This is a genomic window from Micromonospora sp. NPDC049203 (assembly GCF_043197215.1).
Classification (GTDB): domain Bacteria; phylum Actinomycetota; class Actinomycetes; order Mycobacteriales; family Micromonosporaceae; genus Micromonospora.
In genome coordinates, this window is sequence record NZ_JBICSV010000006.1 from 291,306 (window position 1) to 304,107 (window position 12,802).

At 72.3% G+C, this 12,802-nt stretch carries 11 protein-coding genes; 5 read left to right on the forward strand and 6 right to left on the reverse strand.

The window, feature by feature from the left end:
• Together ACGFIA_RS19015 and ACGFIA_RS19020 are read right to left on the reverse strand one after the other, a co-directional pair.
• Complete coding sequence (locus tag ACGFIA_RS19015; RefSeq protein WP_357477443.1) at positions 1-1,281, reverse strand: oligosaccharide flippase family protein; 1,281 nt, start codon at positions 1,279-1,281, stop codon at positions 1-3.
• A 26-nt stretch (positions 1,282-1,307) separates the two neighbouring features.
• Positions 1,308-2,663: an O-antigen ligase family protein gene (locus tag ACGFIA_RS19020; protein WP_357477440.1), complete on the reverse strand. Its 1,356-nt coding sequence runs from the start codon at positions 2,661-2,663 to the stop codon at positions 1,308-1,310.
• 254 nt (positions 2,664-2,917) lie between these two features.
• On the opposite strand from ACGFIA_RS19020, the gene ACGFIA_RS19025 reads away from it, so the two are divergent.
• Positions 2,918-3,847: an NAD(+)/NADH kinase gene (locus ACGFIA_RS19025; RefSeq protein ID WP_393261142.1), complete on the forward strand. Its 930-nt coding sequence runs from the start codon at positions 2,918-2,920 to the stop codon at positions 3,845-3,847.
• On the opposite strand, the gene ACGFIA_RS19030 is transcribed toward ACGFIA_RS19025, so the two are convergent.
• The 4 genes from ACGFIA_RS19030 to glgC all read right to left on the reverse strand — a co-directional run bounded on the left by ACGFIA_RS19030 (position 3,816) and on the right by glgC (position 8,737).
• A complete protein-coding gene (locus ACGFIA_RS19030) occupies positions 3,816-4,868 on the reverse strand; it encodes a DegT/DnrJ/EryC1/StrS family aminotransferase (protein ID WP_393261144.1) in 1,053 nt (350 codons plus the stop codon). The two genes, ACGFIA_RS19025 and ACGFIA_RS19030, sit on opposite strands and share 32 nt — an antisense overlap.
• Complete coding sequence (locus ACGFIA_RS19035) at positions 4,865-5,737, reverse strand: GNAT family N-acetyltransferase (RefSeq protein ID WP_393261147.1); 873 nt, start codon at positions 5,735-5,737, stop codon at positions 4,865-4,867. The genes ACGFIA_RS19030 and ACGFIA_RS19035 overlap by 4 nt, the downstream gene beginning before the upstream one ends.
• An 87-nt stretch (positions 5,738-5,824) precedes the next feature.
• The gene (gene pgm, locus ACGFIA_RS19040) at positions 5,825-7,468 is read right to left on the reverse strand and encodes a phosphoglucomutase (alpha-D-glucose-1,6-bisphosphate-dependent) (protein WP_393261149.1); all 1,644 of its coding nucleotides are present in this window, start codon (positions 7,466-7,468) and stop codon (positions 5,825-5,827) included.
• A gap of 36 nt (positions 7,469-7,504) precedes the next feature.
• Positions 7,505-8,737: a glucose-1-phosphate adenylyltransferase gene (gene glgC / locus ACGFIA_RS19045; protein WP_194800913.1), complete on the reverse strand. Its 1,233-nt coding sequence runs from the start codon at positions 8,735-8,737 to the stop codon at positions 7,505-7,507.
• A 94-nt stretch (positions 8,738-8,831) separates the two neighbouring features.
• Between glgC and glgA the strand changes: the two genes are divergently transcribed.
• From glgA to ACGFIA_RS19065, 4 genes are all read left to right on the forward strand, one after another.
• A complete protein-coding gene (glgA, locus tag ACGFIA_RS19050; protein ID WP_393261152.1) occupies positions 8,832-10,025 on the forward strand; it encodes a glycogen synthase in 1,194 nt (397 codons plus the stop codon).
• Positions 10,026-10,146: 121 nt separating this feature from the next.
• The gene (locus ACGFIA_RS19055) at positions 10,147-10,875 is read left to right on the forward strand and encodes a class I SAM-dependent methyltransferase (RefSeq protein WP_357477423.1); all 729 of its coding nucleotides are present in this window, start codon (positions 10,147-10,149) and stop codon (positions 10,873-10,875) included.
• A 76-nt stretch (positions 10,876-10,951) separates the two neighbouring features.
• Positions 10,952-11,569 (forward strand): helix-turn-helix domain-containing protein, encoded by a 618-nt coding sequence (locus ACGFIA_RS19060; RefSeq protein WP_357477421.1) that lies wholly within the window; start codon positions 10,952-10,954, stop codon positions 11,567-11,569.
• Positions 11,566-12,795: an NADH:flavin oxidoreductase gene (locus ACGFIA_RS19065; protein WP_357388949.1), complete on the forward strand. Its 1,230-nt coding sequence runs from the start codon at positions 11,566-11,568 to the stop codon at positions 12,793-12,795. Before ACGFIA_RS19060 ends, ACGFIA_RS19065 begins: the two co-directional genes overlap by 4 nt.
• Positions 12,796-12,802 lie beyond the last annotated feature (7 nt).

Sequence of the window (12,802 nt, forward strand, 5' to 3'; positions counted from 1 at the left end):
TCAGCTCTGTGGAACGAGCCGGGGTGACGAGGCGGCACGTCTCGCGGCCCGGGTCGCCACCGTCACCACACGCAACGACATGAGCCAGCCGACGCCGTACGTGACAGCTCCGGAGAGACCGAACGCCCAGACGGCGACCAGCGCGGATCCGTGGGCCAGCGCCACGGCGGAGACAGCGCCCGCGATCACCAGGACACGGCCCGCGTCCCAGGCGAGTTGGAGACCCTGACGTTCGAACACGACAAGCGTCTGGGAGAGCGGTGACGCGACGAACTGAGCCGCCATGAAGACGGCCAGCGCCTGTGCGTAGTCGGCGCTGCGGTGCCACTGGGGCCCGAAGATCAGGGAGAACGCCGACGGCGCGGCGAGCACGACGGCCACCGCGCCGGGCACAGCGATCATCGCCAGTCTCCGCGTGGCGCCGAGGAAGATCCGTCGCCCGTCCACGGCACGCTCCCGGGCGGCCCGCGCGATCTCGGCCAGGTAGACCTGGGCGACGGCGGAGGACACCAACGCGATCGGCATCGCGATCACCCGTTGGGTCAGGCCCAGCCAGCCGGCGACCGTGCTGCCGTACCAGGAGGCGATGAGCAGGACCGGCAGCTGAGTACCGAGGATGTTGAGGAGTCCGGACGGCGCCATGAGAACGGGGAACCGGCGGTATCTCCGGGCCACAGCCGCGAGGCCCCGGAACCGCACGCCGCGCCGGCGCGCGCCCCCGAGCAGGACCCCGGCGGCAACCACCTGCCCGAAACCGAACCCGAGCGCCAAGCCGCCGGACCGCAGGCCCGCCACGCCGGCCACGAGCTGCGTGGCTACGACGCCCACGGCCTGGAACAGGTTGCGCCGGCCGATCATGCCGTACCGGCGGTGTCGCACGGCGAACTGGTTGAGCACCAGAACCGTGCCCATCGCCGCGGCGGTGGGCGGAACCACCCACAGCCAGGACGCAAGATCGGGCTGGTCGAACCACCGGGCCACCTCGTCACGCAGGAGCAGCACCAGCAGCGCCCCGACGGCGCCCGTCCCGCAGGCCGCAGCGAGGCCCAGGGTCACCAACGCGCGGGCGTCACTCTCCCGCTCGGGGATCGGGATCGCCATCTCCCACCGGAGCGCGGCCACCGTGCCGATGGTCACCGCCAACGCGGAGACCACGGCGAAGAGACCGAAATCGGCCGGACGGTAGATCCTGGCCAGGAGCGGAGCGGCCGCCAGCGCCAGCACCTGGCCGCCCGCCGACCCGGCGGCGATGCTGAGCACGCCGCGCCGGGCCCCCGACATGGCGGGCCACCGGGAACGGCGCCAGGTCAACCGAGAGCCCGCGCCCGGCCGGTGTCTTCCCGGAGCCCGCCCCCGCTCGGCAGGCGGGCCGGGGACATCGGCCCCCATCCCTCGGCACGGGCCCGCCGCCGGGCCCCGGCCGCGCCCGGCCGCCCCCCGGCAGCCCGTGCCCGCGCTCCGGCGAGCAGGAGCACGCCGAGAGCCAGCACGACGAAGAGCGGTCGATCCCCGTTGATGTCGCCGGAGGCCGACACCGCCACCGCGTAGAACGCCAGCAGGCCGAGGACGAGCCCCGCTGCGGGCTCACGTCTGCTGACCACCCAGAGTCCGGCCGCCACGGCGAGGACGGCCAGGACGAAGACGCCTCCCACCAGCCACCCCGCCTCGGCCGGTAGTTCGAGCCAGAGGTTGTGCGGATACCTGTAGGCGACCATGCCGGAGTAGTCGCCCCAGTTGCCGTAACCGATTCCGCCCGGGTTCTCGGCGATGATCGGCATGGTGGCCTCGCGCATGGTTGCGCGCGCGCTCCCGAACAGCTCCTCGCTCGGGTCGACCACGAGGGCGTACACCCGGGGCGGCAGCAGTGCGGGCAAGGCGGCGACGACCAGCACCAGGGCACCCATCAGGGTCAGGCCGACCCACTCACGGCGAACCTGCCGGATCTTCAGCCGCAGTCCGGCCAGGACGAGGAAGAACATGGCTACGACAGTGGCCAGCAGCGGCCCCCGGGACCCGGTCGCGACCAGGCCGAGGAGGAGTATCACGGCCAGGAGAGCCGCCGGCCAGGCCGACAGACGCCTGCGCAGGTAGAGCCAGGTGAGGGCCACGAGCGCGGCCCCGACGGCTCGGGCCAGCCAGATCGGGTTGGAGCCGAACCCACTCGCCCGCCCGCCCTCCGAGTCCCCCGTCAGGGCCGCGACCGCGAGCACCAGGCCCGACACGACGAACACGACGGCGAACATCTCGACGTCCCGCGGTCCGCGCAGCACCGCGACCGCCAGGGCGGCGGCCATCGTCAGGGTCACCAGCAGGAAGAACTTCTGCTGGCCGTACTCGGATTCCGGTGAGCGGATGATCCCCGGTAGCGCGAGCACTCCGAAGAGCACCAGAACCCCGAACACCACGACGCGGGCCCGGGAGGCCGGACGAAGGACCTCGTGGAGGATCAACGGCACCGCCAGCAGCACGGCGGTCACCACGAACCCCCGGGCGATCAGGCGCGGGAACTGGTCGAAGTTGAGCAACGCCACCACGATCGCGGCACGCACCACGGAGGATCCGACACCTGAGCCGGACCGCACCCGCGGGCCCGCTTCGAACGGCGGCCCGGGGCGGTTGATCACGCCGGCGGCCGACCGGTCCGTGCCGTGCGCCACCGTCACCTCCGGCTCCTCACCGCGCACCTCGGCGTCCGGCTGCGCGGGCTGCGCACCTCAGGGTCCGGCCGATGCCGCAGTCGGGCACCCGCCATGATCATGACTCGCATCGACGCTCCACTCGTCCCCCGTTCCACCTCGCGTCCAACGAGCCGGAGCCGAGCACGGGTACGGAAGGTTGCCTGTTCGGACACACTTCGCCGCCCGAGCGCCTTCCGGTACGCCGGACGGCCCGCCCACCGTTGTGATGAGCTGTAGGGGTGGCGGGCTATGTGTTCGGGCTGGTGCTGCATCCCACCCGGGACGTCTCCGAGGTGGTGGAGACGATCGCACGGTGGGCGGCCCAGCACCGCAAGACCCTGGCCGTCAGGTGCGAGGACCGGCACCGGGTGCCGGCCTCGGTGGAAGCGGTGCCCGACGGCGACCTGGCCGCACACTGCGACGCGCTGATCAGCATCGGCGGCGACGGCACCATGCTGGGTGCGCTGCGGATGGCGGTCCGCGACCCGAGGCCGGTGCTCGGCGTACACCTGGGGCGGCTGGGCTTCCTGGTGGAGGTGGAACCGCCCGACCTGCCCCGGGCGCTGGAACGGCTGGTGGCGCGCGATTTCACAATCGAGTCGCACGCGTGTCTGGCCTGCGACGTCTGCGGTGACGACGTGGTGGCGTTCAACGACATCGCCCTGGTCCGGCAGCCCGGGGCGGGCTTCGTCACCGCCACCCTGGCGGTCGACGGTCAGCGCTACGGCTACTACCGGTGCGACGCGTTGGTGGTGAGCACGCCCACCGGCTCGACCGCCTACAGCTACGCCGCCGGTGGCCCGCTGATCTCGCCCGCGACCGAGGCGATGGTGGTGACACCCTCCGCGCCGATGGCCGGGATCTCCCGTTCGGTTCTGCTCTCCGCCCACGAGACCGTGCACCTGGAGCTACGGCCGGATTCCGCGCCGGTGGCGGTGGAGATGGACGGGTTGCTGATCCGTCAGGCGGCGACTGAGGGTTCGATCCACGTCCGGTACGTCCGCGACGCCGGTCGCGTCGTCCGTCTGGACCCGCGCCGCTACCAGGAACGCAACCAGCTCAAACTGAGCCTGCTCGATCTGCCGTTGCTGCCCGAACAGCTACGCGAGCTCCTCCCGGAAGGGCTACGGGAGCAACTCAACCGCCGGAAGCTGCCCCCGCCGCGCTGACGGCAGCGCCCTGCGCCGCCTCGTCGCCCCCGAACCCGGGCGCCACCACGGTGCGGTGGCCGGGAAGCGGGTCCAGGGCCCGGCGGAAGGCGGCGACCAGGTCGGGGTAGTCGTCCGGAGCGACGTCCTGGTGCACCGGGAAGTTGATGATGTGCCGCGCGAGGTGCGCCGTCGTCGGGTGGTCACGCAGGTGCTCGATGAGCGTGTGGTAGAGGCTGACCATGCCGAATCCCGCGCGGTTCATCTCGGCGTAGACGTGGTCGCGGTTCTCGCGTCCGGCCCCGAGGATCCGCACCGGCAGGGTCTGCGGCGCGTCGTCCTCGTCGAGTTCGGGCCACATCAGCTCGAAGGCGTCACCCCGCTCCGGCAGGGTGCCGAGCAGAGCGGTGAGGGCACGGAAGTTCTCCCGGCGCTGTCGGGCGATGCCCAACGTGTCGTGGTCGATCACGTACCGCGCCAGCTCCGGCGCGGTCTCGCGCTGCCCGGTGAGCCGGTCGGGGTTGCGGTAGGTCACCATCCCGCCGCGCGCGCCCGGCATCGGCAGCATCTTGTGCAGGGAGTAGAGCGACACCTCCCCGGTGCGCCCGGCCGGACCACCGAGCGCGTGGGTGAACCAGGCGTGCGCGAGGTCCTCCAGCAGCAGCGCCCCGTACCGATCGGTCAGGTTGCGGATCCGCCCGACCGCCCGCTCGGTACGGCCGAAGTAGTGGATGACCACGACCACGTCGTACCGGCGCTCGGCGAGCCGGGCCTCCAGCGACGCCAGGTCCACCGCGAGGTCCGGGGTCAGGTCGTAGAAGCCGGGGTCGAGGCCGAGTTCGGTCACCGGGTCGAAGACGCCGCTTCCTTCGTGCGCCGACCAGCCGATGAACGACGGCAACAGGATGCCGCGTTGCTCGCCTCGCCACACCTCGGGCTGCGCGAGAAGGTCCCGCATCCCCTCCCGGGCCGCTCCGTAGAACAGGCTCGGGGTGCGGAATGCACCCGGGTCGGTGGCGGTCTTGGCGATCGTCTTCGTCACGTGAGCTCCAGTCGGGTGCGGATCTCGGGTGTGGACATCCTCAGCGAGCGGTTGACGGCGCGCAGGTCACCGAGGGCACAGGGTGGCGGGACGTCGCCCGGCGCCATGACCAGCACGCGATCGATCTCGGGGAACTCGCGCAGCACGGCGGCGACGACGGCCGGCTGCCGAAGCGTCGCGACGTCGAAGCAGCGCAGCACCCGGGCGCTCGGACGACCGAATCGCACGCCGCAATCCCCGGCGACGGCCGTGAGCTCGCCGAAGCCGTAGGTGTCGAACCAGGCGCGGGCGGCGTGCAGACCGTCGAGCCGCACACCGCCGGACGGAGCGGATCGGTCGGCCGCGACGTCGGTGACCCACCACGTGCTCGTGGACTCGATGGTGAAGCCGAGCCGGTCGTACAGCGCCCGGGCGGGGGCGTTGTCCGCGAAGACGTCCAGCCGCATTCCCCGTACGCCGGGATGGCGATCGAGGTACGCCCGCAACAGCGCACGGGCGACGCCGCGGCCGCGCGCGGCCCGGACCACGCAGATGTAGGAGAGGTGGGCGAGTCCCGGGTCGACGAGCGTCAGGTCGGCGAAGCCCAGCCGCTCGCCGCCGTCGGTCTCGGCCACGAGGAAACAGCGGCCGGGGAACGACGCCGGATGCGCCAGCACGACCTCCCAGAACCGGGCGACGCCGGGCTGGGCCGACGTCAGGTAGTCGTGCAGGTGACCGGCGAACGACGCCTGGCTGACCGAGGCCAGCCAGGCGGCGTCACCGACGACTGCCGGACGGACGTGGACATCCGGCGGAGCAACCGGGTCTCGACTGTCGGAGGCGGGCGACGCGGAACCGGGCAGAGGTGGGGGACGCGGGACGACCGACATGGCCACACCATAGGACGCCTATCACCCCTAAAGGTGGATTTCCGGCAGAAACCGCCCGGGCGGAACTTCTGACGTCCCCGCGAGCGGTCAGGCGGTGGCGAGCACGCCGTCGACCAGCGCCTTGGCCTCCTCCTGGATCCGGGCCAGGTGCTCCGGGCCCTGGAACGACTCGGCGTAGATCTTGTAGACGTCCTCGGTGCCGGACGGCCGGGCGGCGAACCAGCCCGACTCGGTGGTCACCTTGAGCCCGCCGATCGCGGCGCCGTTGCCGGGTGCGGTGGTGAGGATCGCGGCGATCGGCTCACCGGCCAGCTCGGTGGCGGTGACCTGCTCCGGCGAGAGCTTCGCGAGCACTGCCTTCTGCGCCCGGTCGGCCGGGGCGTCGATCCGGGCGTACGCGGGCGCGCCGAAGCGGTCGGCCAGCTCGGCCCAGTGCTCGCTGGGCGTACGGCCGGTGGTGGCGATGATCTCGGCCGCGAGCAGGCAGAGCAGGATGCCGTCCTTGTCGGTGGTCCAGGTACTGCCGTCGCGGCGCAGGAACGACGCGCCGGCGCTCTCCTCGCCGCCGAAGCCGACGCTGCCGTCGAGCAGGCCGGGCACGAACCACTTGAACCCGACCGGCACCTCCAGCAGCCGGCGGCCCAGGTCGGCCGCCACCCGGTCGATCATCGAGGAGGAGACGAGCGTCTTGCCCACGGCCGCGGCCGGGCCCCACCGCTCCCGGGTACGGAACAGGTGGCCGATCGCCACGGCCAGGTAATGGTTGGGGTTCATCAGGCCGCCGTCGGGCGTGACGATGCCGTGCCGGTCGGCGTCGGCGTCGTTGCCGGTGGAGACCGCGTAGTCGTCCCGGGCGGCGATCAGCGAGGCCATCGCGTTCGGCGACGAGCAGTCCATCCGGATCTTGCCGTCGCCGTCGAGCGTCATGAACCGCCACGTCGGGTCCACGAGCGGGTTGATCACGGTCAGGTCGAGGCGGTGCCGCTCGGCGATCTCCCCCCAGTACGCCACGCTCGCCCCGCCCATCGGGTCCGCGCCGATGCGCACCCCGGCGTCGCGGATCGCGTCGATGTCCAGCACGGCGGGCAGGTCGTCGACGTACCGGGCGAGGAAGTCGTACTCCCCGGTGGTGCCGGCGGCGCGCGCCCGCGCGTACGGGATGCGTTTCACCTCCTTGAGCCCGGCGGCGAGGATGGCGTTCGCGCGGTCCTGGATCCACGTGGTGGCGTCGGTGTCGGCGGGCCCGCCGTGGGTGGGGTTGTACTTGAACCCGCCGTCGGACGGCGGGTTGTGCGACGGGGTGATGACGATGCCGTCGGCGAGGCCGCTGGTGCGCCCCCGGTTGTGGGTGAGGATGGCGTGCGAGACGGCGGGCGTCGGGGTGTAGCCGTCGCGGCTGTCGCGCAGCACCGTCACGTCGTTGGCGGCGAGCACCTCCAGCGCGTCGGCCTCGGCGGGCGCGGAGAGCGCGTGGGTGTCCCGGCCGAGGAACAGTGGCCCGTCCAGGCCCTGTTCGCGCCGGTAGTCGCAGAGCGCCTGGGTGACGGCGAGGATGTGGTCGGAGTTGAAGGCGTTGCGCAGGCTGGACCCGCGGTGCCCGGAGGTGCCGAAGGAGACCTGCTGCGCCGGGTCGTCCGGGTCCGGGTGCTCGGCGTAGTAGGCGGTGACCAGCCGGGGCACGTCGACCAGGTCGGCGGGCTGGGCGGGCTGGCCGGCACGGGGGTGGGCCACTGCGGGATCCTCCTCGGGTGTTGCGGTGGGGACTGCTCAGGGCTCGACGCGCTGGCCCTTGCCGATGACGACGATGCCGTTGTCGGACACGGTGTAGCGCTGGCGGTCCTTCTCCAGGTCGACACCGATCTCGGCGCCCTCCGGGACGTGGACGTTCTTGTCCAGGATCGCGCGCCGGACGACCGCGTGGCGGCCGATCTGGACGCCCTCCATCAGCACGGCGCCGTCGACGTGCGCCCAGGAGTGCACCTTCACCTTCGGCGCCACGATCGAGTTCTCCACCAGCGAGCCGGAGATCACCGAGCCGGGCGAGACCATCGAGCTGACCGCGCGGCCCACCCGCTCGCCCCAGGCGTGCACGAACTTGGCCGGCGGGTACGGCGGCTGCTCGGTGTAGATGGGCCACTCGAAGTTGTAGAGGTTGAACACCGGGTGCACGTTGATCAGGTCCATGTGCGCGTCGTAGAACGAGTCGAGCGTCCCCACGTCCCGCCAGTAGCCGCGGTCGCGGTCGGTGCTGCCGGGCACCTCGTTGTCCTTGAAGTCGTAGACGTTCGCCTCACCACGCTCGACGAGCATCGGGATGATGCTGCCGCCCATGTCGTGCTTGCTGGTCTTGTCCGCCGCGTCGCGCTCGACCGCCTCGCACAGCGCGCGGGTGGTGAACACGTAGTTGCCCATCGAGGCGTAGATCTCGTCCGGCGCGTCGGGCAGCCCGACCGCGTCGGTGGGCTTCTCCCGGAACGCGCGGATCCGCTTGCCGTCCTCGCCGACCTCGATCACGCCGAACTGGTCGGCGGTCGACAGCGGCTGCCGGATGCCGGCCACCGTCACGCCGGCGCCGGAGGCGATGTGGTCCTCGACCATCTGCCGGGGATCCATCCGGTAGATGTGGTCGGCGCCGAAGACGATCACGTAGTCCGGCTGCTCGTCGTTGATCAGGTTGAAGCTCTGGTAGATCGCGTCGGCCGAGCCGGCGAACCACCACGGGCCGCGGCGCTGCTGCGCGGGCACCGGCGTGACGTAGTTGCCCAGCAGCGTCGACATCCGCCAGGTCTTGGTGATGTGCCGGTCCAGGGAGTGGGACTTGTACTGGGTCAACACGACGATCTTGAGGAAGCCGGCGTTCGCCAGATTCGACAGGACGAAATCGACCATGCGGTACATCCCGCCGAAGGGGACGGCGGGCTTCGCCCGGTCGGTGGTCAGGGGCATCAGGCGCTTGCCCTCCCCGCCGGCCAGGACGATCGCGAGCACCTTGGCAGCCATGCTCAGACGCTAACGACCTGGACCCGACTTCACCACTCGGACGCCCACACTTGCGCACCGCGTGGGACACCCCGCTCTGCACTAGGGTGCGGGCATGGCACCGATGCGCGTCGACCTGCTCACCCGCGAGTACCCGCCGGAGGTGTACGGCGGTGCCGGGGTGCACGTGGAATACCTCGCCCGCGAGCTGCGCCGGCTCGCCGACGTGCGGGTGCACTGCTTCGGCGCGCCGCGCGACGAGAAGGGCGTCACCGCGTACGCCGAGCCGGCCGCGCTCGCCGGCGCGAACGCCGCGCTGCGGGTCATGGGCGTCGACCTGGAGATGGCCGCCGGGACCGCCGGCACCGACGTGGTGCACAGCCACACCTGGTACGCGAACCTGGCCGGGCACACCGCGAAGCTGCTGCACGGGGTGCCGCACGTGGTGACCGCGCACAGCCTGGAGCCGCTGCGGCCGTGGAAGGCCGAGCAGCTCGGCGGCGGGTACGCGCTCTCCTCCTGGTGCGAGCGGACCGCGTTCGAGTCGGCCGACGCGATCATCGCGGTGAGCGCGGGAATGCGCCGCGACGTGCTGACCGCGTATCCGGCGGTGAACCCCGACCGGGTACGCGTGGTCTACAACGGCATCGACACCGCGCAGTACGCCCCGGACCCCGGCACCGACGTGCTCGACCGGCTCGGCATCGACCCGGCGCGGCCCAGCGTCGTCTACGTCGGGCGGATCACCCGGCAGAAGGGCCTGCCGTACCTGCTGCGGGCCGCCCGGGAACTGCCCGCCGACACCCAGCTCGTGCTGCTCGCCGGCGCGCCGGACACCCCGGAGATCGCCGCCGAGGTGGAGGGTCTCGTGGCGGAGCTGCGGGCCACCCGGTCCGGGGTGATCTGGGTGGCGGCGATGCTGCCCAAGCACGAGGTGATCCAGGTGCTCACCCACGCCACGGTCTTCGCCTGCCCGTCCGTCTACGAGCCGATGGGCATCGTCAACCTGGAGGCGATGGCCTGCGAGACGGCTGTGGTGGCGACCGCCACCGGCGGCATCCCCGAGGTGGTGGCCGACGGCGAGACCGGGCTGCTGGTGCCGATCGAGCAGGCCGGCGACGGCTCCGGCACCCCGCTGGACCCGGAGCGTTTCGTGGCCGACCTGGCCGCGAGCATGAACGAGCTGCTGGCCGACCCGCGGCGGATCGCGGCGTTCGGCGCGGCGGGGCGGCGGCGGGCGGTGGAGCACTTCTCCTGGGACGCGATCGCCCGTCAGACGCTCGAGGTGTACCGCTCGGTGGGCGGGTAAGGAAGGGCCCCCTGTTAACGCCTCCGGTAGAGGAAGGGCCCCTTCTTAACAGGTGTCGGCCGGCACGAGCAATCGCGACGCACCGCGTGGAGGACGAGCGCCGCGTCGGTAGGGTCGCCGGATGCCCGATGCGATCTTCGCCCATCCGCGTCTCGCGCCGGTCTACGACGCCTTCGACCTCGACCGGGACGACCTGGCCGCCTACCTCGCGCTCGCCAGTGAGCTGGGCGCGCGCACGGTGCTCGACGTGGGCTGCGGGACCGGGTCGCTGGCGGTCCTGCTGGCCCGGCACGGGTACGCGGTCGTCGGCGTCGACCCGGCCGGGGCGTCCCTCGACGTCGCGCGGGCCAAGGACGGGGCCGGCGCGGTCCACTGGATCCACGGCGACGCCACGGCGCTGCCCGCGCTCAGCGCCGACCTGGCCACGATGACCGGGAACGTGGCGCAGGTCTTCCTGACCGACGCCGACTGGGGACGGACGCTCCAGAGCATCCACGCCGCGCTCCGACCGCAGGGGCATCTCGTCTTCGAGACCCGGCGTCCCGACCGTCGCGCCTGGGAGGAGTGGGCGACGGACACCGGCCCGGTCATCCGATCCGTCCCGGGCGTCGGGCGGGTGGAACGGCGTTTTCGAGTAACCGCGATCGACCTGCCGTTCGTGTCCTTCCGCTTCACCTACCGGTTCCTGTCCGACGGGGCGGTGGTCACGTCGGACTCGACGCTGCGGTTCCGCGACCGCGACGAGGTCGAGTCGAGCCTGACCGCCGCCGGATACCGGGTGCTCGATGTGCGGCAGGCGCCTGATCGCCCTGATCGGGAGTTCGTGTTCGTCGCGCAGCGGACGGGCTAGAGGCGGAGCGCGCGGTCACGTCGCCGGGCGGTCGCCGATTATTGACGCTTCCCGACAAAAATGCTTCACTTGCCGCATGGCCTCGGACAACCCGCCCGCGCGGCGCCGACGTGGCCGGCCCACGGTGCTCGATCCCGAAGCGGTCGGCACCGCGGCCCTGCGGCTCTGGGCGGAGAAGGGCTACGGCGCCACCGGCTGGGACGACATCTCCGCGGCCACCGGGGTCAGCGCCCGCACCCTGATGCGGCACTTCCCGTCCAAGGCCGCCCTCGCCTGGGTGGGGGTGCCCGCCGCCACCCGGCGGCTGACCGAGACGTTCCACACGCTGCCCCTCGACATCCCGCTGTCGGACGCGCTGCGCGCCGCCGTGGTGGCCTCCGTCTCCGACGACGCGCTCGTGCTCAGCGCGGGCGGGTACTGGATGCGGGTCGTCGCCGAGGAACCCGAGCTGGCGGAAGCCTCCGGCCGCGCCTACGCGCCCTGGACCGAGGCCCTCGCCCGGGAGATCGCCCGGCGTCAACCGGGAGCGCCGAGGGCGATCTGCCACGCCGTCGCCGCCGCGTACCGCGAGGCGGCCCAGGCCGCGCTGTACGACTGGGCCCACGGCGGCCCCGACGGCTCGCCCGCCCACGCCGTCGACGCCCTGCTGCGTCGGCTGGACATCCGCATCACCCCACCCGAGGAAGCCCCGTGACCGCCACGCGCCCGACTCCCGACCCGCTCGCCCCCGCCACCCTCGGTCCGGTTCGCCTGCGTAACCGGGTCATCAAGTCCGCCACCTTCGAGGGGGCGACCCCGGACGCCCTGGTCACCGACCGCCTGATCGAGTACCACACCGCTGTGGGCCGCGGCGGCGTCGGCATGACGACTGTCGCCTACCTCGCCGTCGCGCCCGAGGGGCGCACCGAACGGGGGCAGGTCTACTGGCGGCCCGAGGCGTTGCCCGGGCTGCGGCGGCTGACCGAGGCGGTGCACGCCACCGGCGCCAAGGTCAGCGCCCAGATCGGGCACGCCGGGCCGGTGGCGAACTCCCGCTCGAACGGGCTGCCCTCGCTCGCCTCGTCGGCGCGGTTCAACCCCCTGGCGATGGGCTTCGACCGCGCCGCGACGCACGACGACATCCGCCGCATCGTGGCCGCACACGGCAGCGCCGCCGCGGCGGCGCGCGAGGTGGGCTTCGACGCCGTCGAGGTGCACCTGGGCCACACCTACCTCGCCGGATCGTTCCTGTCGCCGAAGCTCAACCGACGCCGGGACGAATTCGGCGGTGCGCTGGCCAACCGCGCCGAGTTCCCGCGCCGGATCCTGGCCGCCGTCAAGGAGGCCGTCGGCGACGACGTGGCCGTCATCGCCAAGATGAACATGAGCGACGGCGTACGCGGCGGTTTCGATCTCGACGAGTCGATCCCGTTCGCCCGGATGCTGCAGACCGACGGGCACCTGGACGCCCTGGAGCTCACCGGCGGGTCCTCGCTGCTCAACCCGATGTTCCTGTTCCGGGGCGACATCCCGCTCGCGGCGATGGCCGCGCCCCAGCCGCCGCTGCTACGGCTCGGCATGAAGATGTTCGGCCGGTTCCTGTTCCGCGACTACCCCTACCAGCCGCTCTACTTCCGCGACCTCGCGCTCCAGTTCCGCCGGGAGCTGTCCATGCCGCTGATCCTGCTCGGCGGCGTCACCGACCTCGACGGGATGCGCACGGCCATGAGCGACGGCTTCGAGTACGTCGCGATGGCCCGCGCCCTGCTCCGGGAGCCGGATCTGATCAACAAGATCAGCCGCGACGCCGCCACCCGGTCGCGCTGCACCCACTGCAACCTCTGCGCCGCCAGCATCTTCACCGGCACCCACTGCCCCCTGGACGCCGAGGGGACGACGGCGCTCGTCGCCGCCGGTACCCGGCCCGTCGTCGCCCCGTAGCAAGGAG

What these genes read in the sequence shown, in the direction of transcription:
- glgC (WP_194800913.1), bottom strand. Translation starts at nt 8,737, where the DNA reads ATGGCTGCCAAGGTGCTCGCGATCGTCCTGGCCGGCGGGGAGGGCAAG.
- ACGFIA_RS19015 (WP_357477443.1), bottom strand. Translation starts at nt 1,281, where the DNA reads ATGTCGGGGGCCCGGCGCGGCGTGCTCAGCATCGCCGCCGGGTCGGCG.
- glgA (WP_393261152.1), top strand. Translation starts at nt 8,832, where the DNA reads ATGGCACCGATGCGCGTCGACCTGCTCACCCGCGAGTACCCGCCGGAG.
- ACGFIA_RS19060 (WP_357477421.1), top strand. Translation starts at nt 10,952, where the DNA reads ATGGCCTCGGACAACCCGCCCGCGCGGCGCCGACGTGGCCGGCCCACG.
- ACGFIA_RS19055 (WP_357477423.1), top strand. Translation starts at nt 10,147, where the DNA reads ATGCCCGATGCGATCTTCGCCCATCCGCGTCTCGCGCCGGTCTACGAC.
- ACGFIA_RS19035 (WP_393261147.1), bottom strand. Translation starts at nt 5,737, where the DNA reads ATGTCGGTCGTCCCGCGTCCCCCACCTCTGCCCGGTTCCGCGTCGCCC.